Source organism: Natronorubrum marinum (assembly GCF_052040125.1).
Taxonomy (GTDB): domain Archaea; phylum Halobacteriota; class Halobacteria; order Halobacteriales; family Natrialbaceae; genus Natronorubrum.
In genome coordinates this window covers 1,329,418-1,345,414 of record NZ_JBPPFV010000001.1, presented here as the reverse complement: position 1 = coordinate 1,345,414, position 15,997 = coordinate 1,329,418, and the positions used below count along the sequence as shown (strand labels likewise).

Below are 15,997 nucleotides of genomic sequence, written 5' to 3'. Positions count from 1 at the left end.
TTACGTCTCGGCGTCTTCGTCGTGCTCCGCCTCCTCGACGAGCACGTCGGCCTCGACGTCTTCGGTGTCCCCAGTCTCGTCGGTGGTTTCGGTGGCTTCGGCTGCAACGGTCTCGTCCGGTTCCGTATCCTCCTCACCGCCCGCGGTTTCCGCGGTCGTCTCGGGTTCCGCGACGCGTCCGATCTCGGTACTGTCACACTCCGGGCACCGCTCCTGTTCGCTGTAGATCTCGGTGCCGCAGTTCCGGCATCGATAGTCGGCGCTCTCGTCTCGAGCGGACACCGCCTCCTGTTTGAATCGCTCGACCGTCTCGCCAAGCCGCTCGAACATTCCCATAGTCTCGAGATGGTTCCACAGACAGATAAGTGTCGACATACGGTGAAAAGCCGCGTTTCGGCTCCCCCTCTGGCGACACTTTCCAGATTGCAATCCGCGTTCAGCGGAAGGCTTCGCGGCCCGCCACTCTCAAGGGGAGGTTATCGTCGGGAATTGAGCGCGACGCTGAGTTCTGACGTTCGGGCGAACTTCACACCGATGTCGCCACTGACGGATTCGTAGCCGTCTGCATCGATTTCAATCGTATGGGTCCCGTGTCCGAGTTCGAGATTGAACGCGCCGTTCTCGTCAGTGGCGACCGTTGGGTGGTCGTCGACGGTAATCGTCGCTCCGGTGATTGCAGTTCCGTGAACGTCCTCAACCGTGCCGTCAACCTGACCGGTTGTCGGAATCTCGTTTTCTCCCTCAGTGAGCTCAACCCATCCTAATGTGTCGTCTCCCGCTTCAACGTAGACCTCTTCGTATCCGTCCGCGTAGCCATCTGCGTTCGAGACGTGAATCTCCCACCATCCCTCGTTCACGACGAATCCTCGCTGCCATTCGACATCGTCAGGTACTGATCCGCGCGGTGCGCGAACGTCGTACGCTCCATCACCGAAAATCGTCACGTGGCACGGAATGGTTGCACCGCCCCCGACCTGAGTCACAAACACCTCGAGTTCGCCCTTATCTGGGCCCCACTTCCGGTCGAGGGATACGTCGATCGTGATCGTTTCACCCTCGGAAACCTCGGCCGTTCTCGTCTCAGAACGATATCCGTCAGCACTCACCTCGAAAACGCGTTCACCCCGCTCGTCGCTGTCGAGTATCAGTTCATAGGCGCCGTGCTCGTCAGTTTTAGTCTCGGTTCCAGAATCGACGGAAACCGTCGCGTCTTCAACCGGTGTTCCGAAGTGCGTCACGGTTCCCTCGAAACGACGTTCGTCGCCCGAATCAGATGTAGCACTGACTATACCTGGAGCACCGAGAGTGCCCGCGCTAAGGAAACTTGCGCGTCGAAGGAAGGACCGGCGATTGCGCGACATTCGTTGAACAGGTGGTGTAGAAACGATGTTCGTTCATACCACTTCCGGAAAGTTCGGATATCATCCAACTATACACAACTTTTCCCGAGATATACAATATTGTTGTCTACTCCGAATCAGTACCGACGTTGTTGGCTGATCACGAACCGGTTTTACTCGAGGAGGTCCTCCCCCGATTCGACGATCGGATCGGCGACGACGCCGTCCCGCCGACCCAGCACTCGCGCGTGGGCGGCACAGACCAGCCGGTTGTCGGTCCAGGGGATGTGGAGTTCGACGGCGGCGGGCCGATCGCAGTCGTCCTCGGTGCAGTCCATAGGCGCCCTACGACGGCGGCCGACTCAGTGTTTGTGCTCCTCGAGCGGGCCGGGTGGAATCGCTCGAGACGAACGAAATGATTGAGACGGCTGAGACGGTCGAACCATTAGAACGCGAAGACGGCGAGGACGAAGACGAACAGGATCGTCGCCGTCAACAGCGCCTGAATCGCCGTCGACGCGAGGGTGCCGACGGTCGCGAAGAGGGCGGACCGAGTGCTGTGGGCGGCGTCCCCGCGCCGGAAGTACTCGAGGAGAAAGACCGTCCCGAACAGGCCGACGAGCAGCCCGAGGGGACCGACGAGGAGGAGCAGCGTGATGGCGATGACGGCGGCGATCGAGGTCGTCGTCCACGACGCGCCCCCAGCTCGAGCCGCGAGCGAGCCGGCGAAGAACTCCGCGAAGAGCGTCAGGAGCCCGAGAACCGTGAGCACGGCGAGCGTGATCGTTCCGGGTTCGGCGAAGCCGGAGTGCCACCAGTAGAGGTAGATCCCCGACAGCGAGAGCAGCCCACCGGGGACGAGCGGGACGAGGGTCCCGACGACGCCGCCGACGAGCAACGCGAGTGCGAGGATCGTGATCGCATCGACCATATCGACTCCGACGGCCGGCCCGGCAAAAGGCGTACGGCCTTCGGTGCAGTCGATGAGAGCGATCCGTCCTGTTCACCGACACTGACGCGGTAGCGGCCGGTTCCGCCTCCCGTATTCTTACGTACCAGCATCCGAACGACTGGATATGACGCAGACACGCGGAGCGATTATCGTCGGCGCGTCGTCGGGGATCGGCGAAGCGCTCGCACGGCAACTCGCCGACGAAGGCTACGAGATCGGGCTCACCGCCCGTCGGACGGAACGAATGCGCGAGATCGGCAGTGAGCTCCCCACGAATTCCTACGTCGCGACGATGGACGTCACCGACACCGAGGACGCTCGAGCGGGCTTTTTCGAACTCGCAGAAGCGATGGGGTCGGTCGATCTAGTGGTGCTCAACGCCGGCGTCGGTCCGTTCAACCCGAAACTCGAGTGGGAGCCCGAACGGCGGACCGTCGACGTCAACGTTCGCGGTTTCGTCGCGCTCGCGACGGCAGCCATGGAGTACTTCGAGACCGTGGGTCGCGAGGACCACTCGAGCGAACTGGACGGCCAGCTCGTCGGCATTTCGTCCGTCGCGGCCCACTTCGGCGGCGGCGGGGTCCAGGCCTACTGCGCGTCGAAGGCGTTCGTCTCGACCTACCTCGAGGGGCTCCGAGCCCGCCAGCGCGGGGCGGACTCGACCGTCTCGATCACGACCGTCGAACCCGGCTACGTCGATACCGAGCTCTCGATGGGCGACTTCTGGGAGTGTTCGCCCGAGACCGCCGCGAAACAGATCGCTCGAGCGATCCGGAAAGAGAAGGATCACGTCTACGTCACGCGGCGATGGCGACTCGTCGCGTGGGCCCTCGATCTGACGCCCAACTGGCTGCTTCGCCGGCTGTTGTAGCTGTCGATCCCGTTACTGATGTGTGCGGAACAGATACATCGTCACGGGACCGAACACGGCGACGAGTGCGGCGGACATGAGCAGGACGATGCCGACTTCGCCGACCGTCGCCGTGCCGTGCATCAGCCCGCGCATCGCAGTGACGAGGTGGCTGACCGGGTTGACGGCGACGAACGCCTCGAGCCAGCCGGGCATCGTCTCCGGATCGACGAACACGTTGCTGACGAACGTCAGCGGGAACAGGAACAGCATGCTCACGCCCATGAGCGATTCGGGGCTTCGCACGACGAACCCGAGTGCGGTCCAGATCCACGAGAGGCTAAAGGAGAACACCAGCAAGAGCGCCACCGCCGCCAGAACGCCGACGGCTCCACCCTCCGGACGGAACCCGAGTAGCAGTCCGAGGACGATCACTACCGTCGAGGCGATCGTGTACCGGACGGCGTCGCCGAGCAGCGCGCCGACGATGACCGACGGCTGCCAGATCGGCAACGTTCGGAACCGATCGAAGACGCCCTCGTCGATATCGTCGTTCAGCGTCACGCCCGTGTAGATGGTGATGAACACGACGGTCATGGCGAGAATCCCCGGCAGGAGTTCCTGCAGGTACGCGCTCGTCGATCCCGCGAGCGCCCCGCCGAACAGGTAGGTAAACAGCAACAGGAACATGATGGGAAAGGCGGTGACGTCGAACAGCTGCTCGGGGACGTGCTTGATCTTCAGGAGCGCGCGCCAGCCGAAGGTGAGCGACGCCGATAGGGCGTTCGCTCGGGGCGGTCGCGGCTGGTTCGACACCGCCGCTCGCAGGGCCTCGGCGTCGGGGTCGGTGGACGTGCGTTCGTCGCTCATCGGGACCCCTCCGCGGAGACCGCGTGCTCGTGTGCCGGCTGGTCGGTCAGCGCGAGGAACACTTCGTCGAGGCTGGGCTGGCCGAGCGCGAACTCCGTGACCTCGATCCCGCTCCGTGAGAGCTCCACGAACGCGTGGGCGATGCGGTCGGTCTCCGTAACGTGAGCCGAGAGCCCCGTCGGATCGGCCTCGAGATCCACGGGAACGTCGAGAATCCGGGCCAGCGCGCGCTTGGCCTCCTCGCGCTGGTCGGGGTCGCGCACTCGGACGGTCAGGACGCCCGAGCCGATCGAGGCCTTGAGATCGCTCGGCGTCCCCTCGGCGATGATCCGCCCGTCGTCGATGACGGCGATTCGGTCGGCGAGCTGATCGGCTTCTTCCAGGTACTGCGTGGTCAGTACCACCGTCGTTCCGTTGGCGACGAGCGCTCGAATGATTTCCCACACCTGCGTGCGATTCCGCGGATCGAGCCCGGTCGTTGGCTCGTCGAGGAACAGCAGTTCGGGAGTGACGACGATGCTCGCCGCGATGTCGAGACGTCGGCGCATTCCGCCCGAGTACGTCTTCACCTGCCGCGGCGCCGCCTCGGTCAGTCCGAACGCCTCGAGGAGTTCCGTCGTCCGCGTTTTGGCTTGCGATCGCGAGTAGCCGAGCAGCCGAGCCAGCAAGACGAGGTTCTCGCGTCCGGTGAGATCCTCGTCCACCGATGCGAACTGGCCGGTCATGCTCACCCGGCTGCGCACCGCGTCGGCGTCGCTCACCACGTCGTGGCCGAAGACTCGAGCCGCGCCCGCGTCAGGCCGTAACAGCGTCGCGAGCATTTGGATGACGGTGGTCTTACCGGCGCCGTTCGGTCCGAGAAGGCCGTAGATGCCGCCTGCGGGGATCGACAGATCGACTCCGTCGACGGCTTTCGTCTCGCCGAAGTGCTTGACGAGTCCCTCGGTTTCGACGGCGAGCGTCGCTTTGCCGTCGCGGTTCTCGTCCGCTCCCCTGCTACCGAATCGGTCTCGAGTGCCGTCCGCCGACGCGACACTGGTCCGACTTTTCTCCGTCGAAGACGGTCCCTCGGGGGTCGACGGTTCCGTGAGGTCCGCGGCACTACTCGTCGACCGATAGTCCGTCACGGCCCCACCTCCGCAGGGACGGTACGTAGTCGGTTTGGGACGGTTCGCGGTCGATTGCGGGCGATACGACGAGCTAACGGTATGGTAACCGTATGATAATTGATCATCGCGCTCTCCTCATTGTTTCAGACGCTACCGGAGCGGATATACTTGCGCCACGTGCAGAGCGAAAGTAGTCAAGCGAACGCTTGAGGAACCCGTATCAGCGCGATACGGGCCTCCTCGAGACACTTTCACAGGGACCGAATCTGCTGCGTCTCGGACGTCGCATTCGACAGTCGATCCAGCCTCGATTCGGAACCGATCGGCGACGGTTCGGTGTGCGATTCAGTGTATAATCCGGTCGGCGCCCGAATACGCTCGGGATCGAAAAACGGGTTTCGGCGGACACGACTGCCAGTTGGTGTCGACGTCTCGAGCGCACTCACTCGTCAGCGAACCGATCCCGTTCCTCGAGCGCCGCATCTCCCCCGTACCGATCGACTAGCGGACGGAGTGCGGTGCCGAGCGCACGCATGCACTGGCCCGTCGAGTGGTACTCGAGTCGCTCCGCGACGGTCGAGACGTCGCGACCCTGGAGCGCGCGCAGCACGAGCAGCCGTTCCTCGCGGTCGGTTAGATCGATGTCGGGCGGGTTCTCGACGAAGTAGCGGACGACGAGTCGACGGAACGGGCCGGGGTCGACGTCGAACAGTCCGGGGCCGTAGGCCGCGCCAGCGACGACTCGCCAGTCGTGATCGGATAGCTCGAGCGGCGGCGCTGGCGCGTCGTCGACGGACCGCAGGAGCCCGCGGGCCACGTCGGGATCGAGGTCCGAAAGCGCGTCCGTACAGAGCGCCGGGAACCGGCGGGCGAACCAGTCCGCGTGGCGGTCGTGGACGTCGGCTCCCGACTCGGTCGTCGGAGCGAGCATGAGCGCCGAGTACTCGCCGCTGGCGTCGTTGCGAGTCGTCGAGACGTGGACCGTTCGGTAGCCGTTTTCGCGCCAGAACTCGAGCAAATCGGGCGTCGCACCGAACCCGGTGCCGAGCCAGTCAACCGTCTCGCGTGATCGCCGGTCCCGGTCGCCGCCTGAGACATCTGACGTCTCGCTCGAGAACTCCTCGCGGATACACTCGAGCAGCCGCGACCCCAGTCCGCGCGAGCGCACCGCGTGGTGGGTCGCGATGCGAACGACGCGGAGCCCCGCGGGTTCGCCCGCGGACTCGTCGCGCAACTGGCTCGTGAGCACGTCGGGGAGCATGTTCCCGCGGACGCGGCCTCCCTCGTACATCATCGTCCGCGTTTCCGGCAACAGGTTCCCCTCGCGAGCCAGCAGGGCGACGCTGACGACGCGGCCGCCGTCGGAATCGTCAGTATCGCCGGCGCCGTGGTGGACCAGCGCTCGGGCCTCGAGGTTCGGCGCGTCGAGCAGCCGCGCGAGGTCGTTGGGCTCGGTGCGGTAGTGGGCCAGCACGAGCAGGCCGAACACCTCACGGAGCAGGTGTTCGTCCGCGAGCAGGTCGTCCGGTTCGAGAGTACGGTATTCGACCGACTCGGGTGTCGCATTCTCGACCAGCGACTCGACCGGCGGCCGAGCGTCGAGCAACAGGGCGCGAAAGGCCCAGACCTCGACGGGGTCACCCGCGGCGTACCGAATCGGCTCGACGAGCGTTCGCTCGGCCACCGCGTGGTCGCTCTCCGCGAGTCGATCACGGAACCGGACCGAAAAGCCGCGGCCGGCCCCCTCGTAGCCGTGGATCGTCGTCGCGAACGCGACGTTGTCGGCTTCGAGCAGCGACTCGAGCATCGCGACCGGGAGCGCGGCGGCCTCGTCGACGATGACGACGTCCGCGGTTGCGAGGTGGGTCACGGCATCGGTCGGCTCGAGAAACCGGATACGGCCGCCGACAGCGGTCTCGAGACGCCGAGCAGTGTCGACGGCTGCGTCGACGTCCGGGAGCGTCCCGCAGAGCTCCCTCGCACGGTCGAAGATCTCGGCCGCGTTCCGGGATCGGGGCGCGGTGACGAGGACGTCCAGTCCAGCCGCGGCCATCGCGCCCGCGGCCAGCCCCGCGGCGCTCGACTTGCCGCGGCCGCGGTCGGCCTCGAGGATGACGGCTCGTGGCCGGTCACTTCTGGCTGCTTCGATCGTTTTGGTCGCTTCGGTCGCTTCAGTCGTTTCAGTGCCTTCCAGCAGCGATTCGAACGCGGCGACCGCGTCGACTTGGTCGCCCGTGAGACAGGCCTCGTACGTCTCGTCGGGGAACCGGGCGTTCGTCGGCGCCTCGAGCGACGATTGCTGCTCTCCGGTGCATCGCGGTGCCGGATTCGTGAGCCCGTCGTCGGCGATACTCTCGCTCTCGAGGTCGACGATCCCGATGCCGCGGTGTGCGCGTACCGTCTCGACGAGGCGCCGTCTGAACCGTCCGGTAACGTCCGCCACTGAGAATGGGGGGACGGCGAGCGACTCGTCGAACTCGCCGCCGCGGTCGGGCCAGTCCTCGAGGGGCGGCGTGAGTAGGACCAGCAGGCCGCCGCCGTCGACCGCACCGACGACTTTGCCGAGCGCGTTCGGTCGAAGTCCGTCGTGAGTATCGAGCGCGATCACGTCTCGAGTCGTTCCGAGAAGGTCGCTCGCGTTAGCCTGCGGGAGGTGTTCACAGCGCAGGCGGTTGTCAGGACCGACGAGCGTGGTAGCGGTGATCGCAACCGGCAGGCTGTCGAGGAGCGACTCGAGGATATCGTATCCGGCCGCTCGGTCGCCGGCGAGGACCAGCAGCCGCCGCTCGTTCACCCCCGTCGCCTCGTCGAACAGCGACTCGGCGAGTTCGACGATATCCGCGTCCATGTGCCCGAATTGGGGCCTCGAGAGTAATAGCCACCGGAGTACGATCGATGGGGCAGTCGCCTGGACGGGTGATCGAGCGAAGCGTTCCGTTCGACGGCAATCGATACTCCGGACCACCGCATACCGTGGGTTGATTGATAATCCCGCACCACAGTCACGACTGTCGATATCCTGTCGAATCGGCCCGTGCGGACACCTCTCACAGCCCCGTCTGTTTGAACACGCTTTTAAGGGGGGCAACGCTACTGGCGTAGTACACCCTACGCGGGGTTGATGATGCTCCTAGCCTCACAGGACTTCCGCCGGAATCAGTTCGGCACGGGTGCCCAGCACCCGGACGGCAGGGGAGCGCGAGCCCACGTGTAGGAGAGGTGAACAACCAATGTCAGTCTACGTAACAACCGACATCCCGGCCGACCTCGCAGACGATGCCCTCGAGGCACTCGAGGTCGCACGAGACACAGGACGCGTAAAGAAAGGAACGAACGAAACGACGAAAGCGATCGAGCGCGGCAACGCCGATCTCGTCTACGTCGCCGAAGACGTCTCCCCCGAGGAGATCGTCATGCACCTGCCCGAACTCGCCGACGAGAAGGGCATTCCGGTCGTCTTCATCGAGACCCAGGACGACGTCGGCCACGCCGCCGGCCTCGAGGTCGGGAGCGCCGCCGCGGCGATCGTCGACGCCGGCGAGGCCGGAGACGACGTCGAAGACATCGCCGACAAGGTCGAGGACCTCGACTGAGGTGACCAGAGATGAGTGCTGAAGAGGAAGAAAGCGGCTCTACGCCCGCCGAGGTCATCGAGATCGTCGGCAAGACCGGCATGCACGGCGAAGCCATGCAGGTCAAATGCCGAATCAAGGAGGGCGAGAACCAGGGACGAATCATCACCCGAAACTGCCTCGGGCCGGTCCGCGAAGGCGACGTGTTGCAGCTTCGCGAGACCGCTCGTGAGGCGGACTCCATCGGAGGACAATAACCAATGGTCGAGAAACGTACGTGCGACTACACGGGCGAAGAGATCGAGCCCGGAACGGGCATCATGTACGTCCGCAAGAACGGCAGTGTGCTCCACTTCGTCGACTCGAAGGCGGAGAAAAACTACAAGCTCGGTCGCGAACCGCGCGATCTGGAGTGGACCGAGGACGGTCGCCGTAACAAGGGGCCGGCCGAGGCTACCACGCCCGCTGCCGAGGACGACGATCAGGACGAGGTCGCCGACGCCGAAGCTGACGACGACCTCGAGACCGAGGAGGAAGCCGTCGACGAGGACGACGACTCCGAAGCCGCCGGTGACGAGGACGTCGCCGAGGGCGAGGATGTCGACGGCGAAGAGGAAGACGACAGCGAGGCCGAAGCCGAGGAGACCGAGGCCGAACAATGAGCGACCACGAGCGGACCTTCGTCATGGTCAAGCCCGACGCCTTCGCGCGCGGGCTCGTCGGCGAAGTCATTTCCCGACTCGAGGACCGCGGTCTCAAACTCGTCGGGATCAAAGTGATCAACATGCCCGAGGAGCGGGCCCAAGAACACTACAGTGAACACGAGGACAAGCCGTTCTTCGACGGCCTCATCGAGTTCATTACCGGCGGTCCGGTCGTCCCGATGGTCTGGGAAGGCCAGGACGCGACCCGTCAGGTTCGCCAGATGATCGGCGAGACTGACCCGCTCGAGGCAGCACCGGGAACGATCCGCGGCGACTACGCGCTGGATCTCGGTCGAAACGTCGTTCACGCCGCCGACCACGAGGACGAGGGCGCGAACGAACGCGAAATCGCGATTCACTTCGACGACGACGAACTGATCGACTACGATCAGCACGACGCCGAGTGGCTCTACGAGTAGTACGTCGAACCACGTCTCGGATCGAACGCAGCGATTCGGGCGGTTGATTTCTTCGTTTTCTCGCGTACAGCGGACAGTTGAGACGATACATTGGGCATCGAGGGCTTCTCCCATGATCTCGTTAACAGCGGCCACCACCCAGTAATTGCACCCGATATTATATTGCGACGAATATACATGTGTTTTTCTAGGTAGACGTAACATCTAATGTGACGGCTGCAGAAGGGACGGTTGGTGGTTTCGAATGGTAACACACGGTAGGTGGTTCGTGGATGCGTGAAACCGAGCGAGAGTCGACGAAGATCACGGCCGAGGTGACGCCGTCGCTCGATCTGATCTTCGATCTCCTCTCGAACCGCCGCCGGCGGTACGCGCTTTATTACATGCACGACCAACCGGACGGCGTCGCGACGCTCGACGAACTCGCGACCGCGATTATCGCCCTCCAGCAGGCGGACTCGAGCGAGGAGGCGGCGATAGCAGACGAAACCGAAACCGACTCCGGCGACAACACCGACTCCGAAACCGACTGCGACCAGCGACAACTACGAATCCGAACGGAACTGCAGCACACGCACCTGCCGAAACTCGAGGATGCCGGAGTCCTCGACCATGACCGGCGCAGCGAGACCGTTCGATACTGGAATCAGCCGTCGCTCGAGGAGTGGCTCGAGCACGCGAAACACAAGGAGTGCGCGTAGCCAGACGCGAGGACAGGAGTGCGCGTAGCCAGACGCGAGGACATGGTCCTCGGCGTGACTGATACGGTCTGCTGTAACGATGTACCGGTGCAACCGCGAACGTCTTGCGGTTGCATTGGAAATGACTTACAGCAGTCCGTATGAAAGGTTTAACCCGCAACCCGTGGTGAGACTACCGGTGGCGGCGTATCACGCGAGACGAACCACACGAGGGGAGAGCGATCGCCTGTGCGGCATGATACCGTTTCTCTCCTCAAAACTTAACAGGCGAGATGCAGATACAAAACCACAGGTGAATTCCAATGACTGACCACGAACTTCCACCACTTCCGTACGATTACGACGCGCTGGAGCCATCGATCTCCGAACAGGTCGTGACCTGGCATCACGACACCCACCATCAGGGCTACGTCAACGGACTCAACTCCGCCGAGGAGACCCTCCAAGAGAACCGCGAGTCGGGCGACTTCGGCTCGACGCCCGGCGCCCTTTCGAACGTCACCCACAACGGCTGTGGACACTATCTCCACACGCTGTTCTGGGAGAACATGTCGCCGAACGGCGGCGGCGAACCCGAGGGCGACCTCGCCGACCGCATCGAGGAGGACTTCGGCTCCTACGAGGGCTGGAAGGGCGAGTTCGAGGCCGCCGCCGGCGCCGCCGGTGGCTGGGCCCTGCTGGTCTACGACCCGGTCGCCAAGCAACTGCGTAACGTCGCGGTCGACAAACACGACCAGGGCGCACTCTGGGGCTCCCACCCAATCCTGGCGCTCGACGTCTGGGAGCACTCCTACTACTACGACTACGGTCCGGACCGCGGCGAGTTCATCGACGGCTTCTTCGAGGTCGTCAACTGGGACTCGGCCGCCGAGGAGTACCAGAAGTGCCTCGACCACTTCGAGTAACGTAGCTGGCTGGAGACGCGACGACTCCGCAATCCAGACGTTTTTTGGACGACATCCTCGAGAGCGGTGCCACCGGTTGATCCCGACCGGTAACATCGTGTGAAATCGACACGCACTGTTTTGGTTCTCGGTGGTCGAGTGCCCGTATGGCTACGGAACGAGTCGGCGGCGGGGACCGACCGCTCGAGCGCGCCTCGAGCACGAGCGGAACCGAGGTCGATGGGAGCGTCGATAGCGCGGAGAGCGACCTCGCAGCCGCCCTCGAGGTCGCGGTCGAGGGCGACGTTCGCTTCGACGAGTACACCAGAGTGCTGTACGCGACCGACGGGAGCATCTACGGCGCCCAGCCAGCGGGAGTCGTTTTCCCGCGGAACACGGACGACGTCCGCTCCGCGGTCCGCGTCGCGGCCGATTACGGCGTCCCCGTTCTCCCTCGCGGCGCCGGCTCCTCGCTCGCCGGGCAGGCGGTCGGGCCGGGCTGTATCGTCCTCGACCTGTCCCGGCACATGAACGACATCCTCGAGATCGATCCGGACGAGCGGCGCGCCACCGTCCAGCCCGGGGTCGTTCAGGACGATCTGGACGACGCGCTCGAGCCCCACGGCCTCCGATTCGCACCTGACCCGGCGTCGTCGAACCGGGCGACGATCGGCGGCGGCATCGGCAACAACTCGACGGGTGCCCACTCGGTCCGGTACGGGATCACGGACGCTTACGTCGAGGAGTGCGAGGTCGTTCTCGCGGACGGCTCGCAGATTCGCACGCGGGACGTCGTCCTCGACGGTCCGGAGTGGGACGATATCGTCTCGAAGGACGACCGCGAGGCCGAGATATACCGCACCGTCCGCGCGCTCGTCGAGGACAACGCCGACGAGATCGAGGCGCGGTATCCGACCCTCAAACGCTGCGTCAGCGGCTACAATCTGCAGAAGGTGCTGCGGGAGAACGAAGCAGGCGAGGACGTCATCAATCTCTCAAAGCTTATCGTCGGCGCGGAGGGGACTCTGGGCGTCGTCGTCGAGGCCGAACTCTCGCTCGTCACGCGCCCCGAGACGACCGCGCTCGCGGTCTGCTGTTACGACGATTTGCTCGAGGCGCTGGCCGCGGTGCCCGAGGCGCTCTCCCTCGAGACCAGCGCGGTCGAGTTGATGGACGACGAGGTGTTTCGCCTGGCCGCGGAGTCGCCGGAGTACGCCGAGTACGCGGAGGCGATCCCCGACGGCACCGCGGCGGTGCTGATGGTCGAGTTCGACTCGGAGGTGGTCGACGACCTGTCGGCGGCGCTGACGAACGCGACCGGGCGCCTCGTCGACGACGGAACCGCGTTCGACTCGATCGAAGCGCTCGAGCCCGAAACCCAGGACCGACTCTGGAAGCTCCGCAAGGCGTCGATTCCGCTCCTGATGAGCATGGACGGCGATCCGAAGCCGTACCCGTTCGTCGAGGACGCCTCGGTGCCGCCCGAGGAACTCGCCGAGTACGTCGCGAGCTTTCAGGAGATCCTCGCGGATCACGACACGACGGCGGCCTACTTCGCCCACGCCGGCGTCGGGACGCTGCACATCCGTCCGGTCCTCAATCTGAAAGACGGCGATGGCGTCGAGAAAATGCGATCAATCGCCGAGGACGTCACCGACCTCGCGCTCGAGCACAACGGCGCGTTCTCGGGCGAGCACGGGGACGGACTCGCGCGGACGGAGTTCAATCCCAAACTGTACGGCCCCGACCTCTGGCAGGCGTTCAAGGACACGAAATCCGCCTTCGATCCCGACTGGCGGATGAACCCGGGGAAGGTCGTCTACCGCGAGGACGACCCCACGGACATCAGAGAGCACCTCCGCTACGGCCCCGACTACGCCTCGCTCGAGCCCAAGACCACGCTCGATTTCGACGACGACGACGGCGGCTTCTCTCACCTCGTCGAACTCTGTAACGGCTGTGGCACCTGTCGCCAGACCGACGGGGACGTGATGTGTCCGACCTACCGGGCGACCGAGGAGGAGATCGCGACGACCCGCGGGCGGGCCAACCTGCTCCGGGCGGCGATCAGCGGAGAGATCGACCCCGAGGAGCTCTACAGCGACCGGTTCCAGGAGGAGGTGCTCGACCTCTGTATCGGCTGCAAGGGCTGTCAGAGCGACTGCCCCACCGGCGTCGACCTCGCGAAGCTCAAAGCCGAGGTGAAACACCAGTCCCACGAACGCAACGGGACGACGCTCCGCGAACGTCTCTTTTCGAACGTCGATCGGCTCGCCGCGGCCGGAAGCACCGCAGCACCGGTCGCCAACCGCGCCACGAACCTGCCGGGTGCGCGGACGGCCCTCGAGAAGACCCTCGGAATCGCGTCCGAGCGAACGCTCCCGGAGTTCCAGCGGGAGACGCTGGTCGACTGGTTCGCCGACCGGGAGTCGGCCGTCGATCCCGAGACGGCCGACGCGGGCGTCGTCCTCTTTCCCGACACGGACACGAACTACTCGAACCCCGACCCTGGCAAGGCCGCCGTTCGGGTCCTCGAGGCCGCTGGCGTCCGCGTCGCGGTCCCCGACCTCGGACCGACCGGCAGAGCGGCGTACTCGAAGGGGTTGCTCGACGACGCCGCCGATCACGGCGAAGCGCTGCTTGAGAGCCTCGAACCTGCCCTCGAGCGGGGCTGGTCGGTCTGCTTCGTCGAACCCTCGGACGTCGCGATGGTGGTCGACGAGTACCGATCGCTGCTCCCGGGCCGCGTCGACGACGAGCGACTCGAGCGACTCGTCTCGAACGCCTACGGCGTCTGTGAGTATCTGGACGCACACCGGTTGGACGAGCGGCTCCCGGTCGACCCCGAGGACGCCCGCGAGCGAGTGACCTACCACGGCCACTGCCACGAAAAGGCTCGCGGTGCTGACCACCACGCGGTCGGCCTGCTCAGACGCGCGGGCTACGCCGTCGACCCCGTCGATTCGGGCTGCTGCGGGATGGCCGGCTCCTTCGGCTACGAGGCCGAACACTACGAGCTCTCGCGGGCGATCGGTTCGCTCCTGCGGGAACAGCTCGAGGCGAGCGTGGCCGACGCGGAGACGGCGAACGGAGACGGGACCACGGTCGTCGCACCGGGAACCTCCTGTCGCACCCAGATCGGCGACTTCGAGGCGTACGACCGACCGCCGCATCCGATCGAACTGCTCGACGCGGCGCTCGAAAGGTAGTATCGACGGGCAAGAGCCGCCACTTGGAGGGGTGCCCGAGCGACTCGAGTAACTCAGATGGCCCGTCGTCGGGCCAGTGCCTACGTCAAACGGTTCTCCACCGGTATCGAAATCGCGACGCTGTCGATGGATCGGGAACGAACGATTTAGGCCCGCGAGGCTGATAGCACCCAGTAGATGCCCGTTTCCAAGTCCGAGTTCGACAGCCTGCCGCCGTGTGACTTCTACACGCCCGCGGAGTTGCTCGAGGCCGACCAGATGTACACCGTCTACGAGATCGCCCGCCTCCTGCAGGGGTTAGAGCCCGACGCGGAGATCGACCAGGGAACCGAGGACGTCCTGCTCGACTGGACGATCCCGTGGATCATGACCAACGCCGACGACCTCGTCGTCGCCGAACCGCGTTCCGACGACGAGCCGGCACACTACGGGCTGAAAGAGACGAAAGCGGACGACGAAGCCGACGACGACGAGAGTAGCGGTGACGAAACCGACGCAAACGAGAGTGACGGCGACGAGAGCAACGCCGACGAAGACACCGAATGATCCTCCTCGTGGTCGGTGCCGACCGCGTCGACGCCGGCAAGACCACGTTTTCGGCCGGGCTCCTCGAGCGGACCGGGGCCGTCGGCTACAAACCGCGTGCGGGCAACGACTACTGGTTCGACCACGACGACTGCCGGGCGGCGCTCGCCGAGGGTCGGCTCTACGGCAAGGACGCCGGACGGCTCGCGCGGGCCGAAGCGCGCGGCCGTGAGCCCGAGGGGCTCAACCCGGTCCACCGCCTGTGGCGGCCCACGCCGGGGGGCGGAGCCGGACTCCTCGGCAGGTCAGATCGCGAGTTCCTCGTCGACCGCGTCGGTCGGCCGAGTGACGGCGATAGTAGGCCGACGTACGTCCGCAACGCGACCGCCGATATTCCGGACGTCGTGGCCGATGCGCTCCCGCTCGAGGACGCCATCCCCGTCGGGACCGTCGGCGAATTCAACGAACTCGCCGAGGAGCGGTACGTCCCTACGTTCGAACGACTGGCGGCCGAGATCGAGTCGACCGACATCGCTGTCGTCGAATCCTACAGCGACATCGCACAGCCGCTCCAGTCGCTCGAGCACGCGGCGATCAGCGCCGTCGCGGCCGTCGAACCCGGCCGCGCGCGGATCTACGCCAGCGACCGGTACTGTCGCGCCTGCGAGGTCGCCAGTTCGAGCCCGAAAGACGGCGCACTCGAGAAACGCATGCCCGACGTGCTCGACTCCCTCGAGCCGCTCGAGCGGGTTCGACTGCCGGCGCTCGGGGGCGACGCGCGTGACGATCCGGCGCGGATCGCACGGGCGTACGAGGAAGCGTACGACGCGATGCTCGAGGCGGCCCAGCGGGTCTGAGAGCC

16 protein-coding genes and 1 pseudogene are annotated in these 15,997 nt (G+C 65.2%); 10 read left to right on the top strand and 7 right to left on the bottom strand.

All coding sequences use genetic code 11. The annotated features are described in order from the left end of the window. From ACSFC5_RS06610 to ACSFC5_RS06590, 4 genes are all read right to left on the bottom strand, one after another. Positions 1 to 336 (bottom strand): hypothetical protein, encoded by a 336-nt coding sequence (locus tag ACSFC5_RS06610; RefSeq protein WP_440764438.1) that lies wholly within the window; start codon positions 334 to 336, stop codon positions 1 to 3. Positions 337 to 476: 140 nt separating this feature from the next. Next, positions 477 to 1,361 (bottom strand): carboxypeptidase-like regulatory domain-containing protein, encoded by an 885-nt coding sequence (locus tag ACSFC5_RS23330; RefSeq protein WP_502262229.1) that lies wholly within the window; start codon positions 1,359 to 1,361, stop codon positions 477 to 479. Between the two features lie 152 nt (positions 1,362 to 1,513). After that, positions 1,514 to 1,678 carry a DUF8014 family protein gene (locus ACSFC5_RS06595; protein ID WP_440764437.1) on the bottom strand — a complete coding sequence of 55 codons (165 nt, stop codon included), beginning with the start codon at positions 1,676 to 1,678 and terminating at the stop codon, positions 1,514 to 1,516. Positions 1,679 to 1,785: 107 nt separating this feature from the next. Next, on the bottom strand, positions 1,786 to 2,271 hold the full coding sequence (locus tag ACSFC5_RS06590) for a DUF456 domain-containing protein (protein WP_440764436.1): 486 nt from the start codon (positions 2,269 to 2,271) through the stop codon (positions 1,786 to 1,788). A 145-nt stretch (positions 2,272 to 2,416) separates the two neighbouring features. Here ACSFC5_RS06590 and ACSFC5_RS06585 point away from each other — a divergent pair, with 145 nt between their 5' ends. Next, on the top strand, positions 2,417 to 3,163 hold the full coding sequence (locus ACSFC5_RS06585; RefSeq protein ID WP_440764435.1) for an SDR family NAD(P)-dependent oxidoreductase: 747 nt from the start codon (positions 2,417 to 2,419) through the stop codon (positions 3,161 to 3,163). Positions 3,164 to 3,175: 12 nt separating this feature from the next. On the opposite strand, the gene ACSFC5_RS06580 is transcribed toward ACSFC5_RS06585, so the two are convergent. The 3 genes from ACSFC5_RS06580 to tmcA all read right to left on the bottom strand — a co-directional run bounded on the left by ACSFC5_RS06580 (position 3,176) and on the right by tmcA (position 7,969). Next, on the bottom strand, positions 3,176 to 4,012 hold the full coding sequence (locus tag ACSFC5_RS06580) for an ABC transporter permease (RefSeq protein WP_440764434.1): 837 nt from the start codon (positions 4,010 to 4,012) through the stop codon (positions 3,176 to 3,178). Further along, on the bottom strand, positions 4,009 to 5,139 hold the full coding sequence (locus ACSFC5_RS06575; protein ID WP_440764433.1) for an ATP-binding cassette domain-containing protein: 1,131 nt from the start codon (positions 5,137 to 5,139) through the stop codon (positions 4,009 to 4,011). The genes ACSFC5_RS06580 and ACSFC5_RS06575 overlap by 4 nt, the downstream gene beginning before the upstream one ends. A gap of 424 nt (positions 5,140 to 5,563) precedes the next feature. Continuing rightward, positions 5,564 to 7,969: a tRNA(Met) cytidine acetyltransferase TmcA gene (tmcA, locus tag ACSFC5_RS06570; protein WP_440764432.1), complete on the bottom strand. Its 2,406-nt coding sequence runs from the start codon at positions 7,967 to 7,969 to the stop codon at positions 5,564 to 5,566. A 382-nt stretch (positions 7,970 to 8,351) separates the two neighbouring features. Here tmcA and rpl7ae point away from each other — a divergent pair, with 382 nt between their 5' ends. The 9 genes and pseudogenes from rpl7ae to ACSFC5_RS06525 all read left to right on the top strand — a co-directional run bounded on the left by rpl7ae (position 8,352) and on the right by ACSFC5_RS06525 (position 15,992). After that, positions 8,352 to 8,714 carry a 50S ribosomal protein L7Ae gene (rpl7ae, locus tag ACSFC5_RS06565; RefSeq protein ID WP_006090865.1) on the top strand — a complete coding sequence of 121 codons (363 nt, stop codon included), beginning with the start codon at positions 8,352 to 8,354 and terminating at the stop codon, positions 8,712 to 8,714. 11 nt (positions 8,715 to 8,725) lie between these two features. Next, complete coding sequence (locus tag ACSFC5_RS06560; RefSeq protein ID WP_006064297.1) at positions 8,726 to 8,950, top strand: 30S ribosomal protein S28e; 225 nt, start codon at positions 8,726 to 8,728, stop codon at positions 8,948 to 8,950. Between the two features lie 3 nt (positions 8,951 to 8,953). Beyond that, the gene (locus ACSFC5_RS06555) at positions 8,954 to 9,355 is read left to right on the top strand and encodes a 50S ribosomal protein L24e (protein WP_440764431.1); all 402 of its coding nucleotides are present in this window, start codon (positions 8,954 to 8,956) and stop codon (positions 9,353 to 9,355) included. After that, on the top strand, positions 9,352 to 9,816 hold the full coding sequence (ndk, locus tag ACSFC5_RS06550) for a nucleoside-diphosphate kinase (RefSeq protein WP_090303573.1): 465 nt from the start codon (positions 9,352 to 9,354) through the stop codon (positions 9,814 to 9,816). Before ACSFC5_RS06555 ends, ndk begins: the two co-directional genes overlap by 4 nt. A gap of 272 nt (positions 9,817 to 10,088) precedes the next feature. Further along, the gene (locus ACSFC5_RS06545; protein ID WP_440764430.1) at positions 10,089 to 10,517 is read left to right on the top strand and encodes a DUF7344 domain-containing protein; all 429 of its coding nucleotides are present in this window, start codon (positions 10,089 to 10,091) and stop codon (positions 10,515 to 10,517) included. A gap of 302 nt (positions 10,518 to 10,819) precedes the next feature. Further along, the gene (sod, locus tag ACSFC5_RS06540) at positions 10,820 to 11,422 is read left to right on the top strand and encodes a superoxide dismutase [Mn] (protein ID WP_090303571.1); all 603 of its coding nucleotides are present in this window, start codon (positions 10,820 to 10,822) and stop codon (positions 11,420 to 11,422) included. Positions 11,423 to 11,568: 146 nt separating this feature from the next. Further along, the gene (locus ACSFC5_RS06535; protein WP_440764429.1) at positions 11,569 to 14,610 is read left to right on the top strand and encodes an FAD-binding and (Fe-S)-binding domain-containing protein; all 3,042 of its coding nucleotides are present in this window, start codon (positions 11,569 to 11,571) and stop codon (positions 14,608 to 14,610) included. Positions 14,611 to 14,787: 177 nt separating this feature from the next. After that, positions 14,788 to 15,051: pseudogene (locus ACSFC5_RS06530) on the top strand (DUF5827 family protein); the annotation flags it as partial. Between the two features lie 101 nt (positions 15,052 to 15,152). Further along, positions 15,153 to 15,992, top strand: coding sequence for an ATPase (locus ACSFC5_RS06525; RefSeq protein WP_440764428.1), 840 nt, complete (start codon positions 15,153 to 15,155; stop codon positions 15,990 to 15,992). The last annotated feature ends 5 nt before the right edge of the window (positions 15,993 to 15,997 follow it).

Coding starts and splice junctions, on each gene's coding strand:
- sod (WP_090303571.1), top strand. CDS start 10,820: ATGACTGACCACGAACTTCCACCACTTCCGTACGATTACGACGCGCTG.
- ACSFC5_RS23330 (WP_502262229.1), bottom strand. CDS start 1,361: ATGTCGCGCAATCGCCGGTCCTTCCTTCGACGCGCAAGTTTCCTTAGC.
- ACSFC5_RS06585 (WP_440764435.1), top strand. CDS start 2,417: ATGACGCAGACACGCGGAGCGATTATCGTCGGCGCGTCGTCGGGGATC.
- ACSFC5_RS06560 (WP_006064297.1), top strand. CDS start 8,726: ATGAGTGCTGAAGAGGAAGAAAGCGGCTCTACGCCCGCCGAGGTCATC.
- ndk (WP_090303573.1), top strand. CDS start 9,352: ATGAGCGACCACGAGCGGACCTTCGTCATGGTCAAGCCCGACGCCTTC.
- ACSFC5_RS06545 (WP_440764430.1), top strand. CDS start 10,089: ATGCGTGAAACCGAGCGAGAGTCGACGAAGATCACGGCCGAGGTGACG.
- ACSFC5_RS06595 (WP_440764437.1), bottom strand. CDS start 1,678: ATGGACTGCACCGAGGACGACTGCGATCGGCCCGCCGCCGTCGAACTC.
- ACSFC5_RS06525 (WP_440764428.1), top strand. CDS start 15,153: ATGATCCTCCTCGTGGTCGGTGCCGACCGCGTCGACGCCGGCAAGACC.
- ACSFC5_RS06610 (WP_440764438.1), bottom strand. CDS start 336: ATGGGAATGTTCGAGCGGCTTGGCGAGACGGTCGAGCGATTCAAACAG.
- ACSFC5_RS06590 (WP_440764436.1), bottom strand. CDS start 2,271: ATGGTCGATGCGATCACGATCCTCGCACTCGCGTTGCTCGTCGGCGGC.
- ACSFC5_RS06555 (WP_440764431.1), top strand. CDS start 8,954: ATGGTCGAGAAACGTACGTGCGACTACACGGGCGAAGAGATCGAGCCC.
- ACSFC5_RS06580 (WP_440764434.1), bottom strand. CDS start 4,012: ATGAGCGACGAACGCACGTCCACCGACCCCGACGCCGAGGCCCTGCGA.
- rpl7ae (WP_006090865.1), top strand. CDS start 8,352: ATGTCAGTCTACGTAACAACCGACATCCCGGCCGACCTCGCAGACGAT.
- tmcA (WP_440764432.1), bottom strand. CDS start 7,969: ATGGACGCGGATATCGTCGAACTCGCCGAGTCGCTGTTCGACGAGGCG.
- ACSFC5_RS06535 (WP_440764429.1), top strand. CDS start 11,569: ATGGCTACGGAACGAGTCGGCGGCGGGGACCGACCGCTCGAGCGCGCC.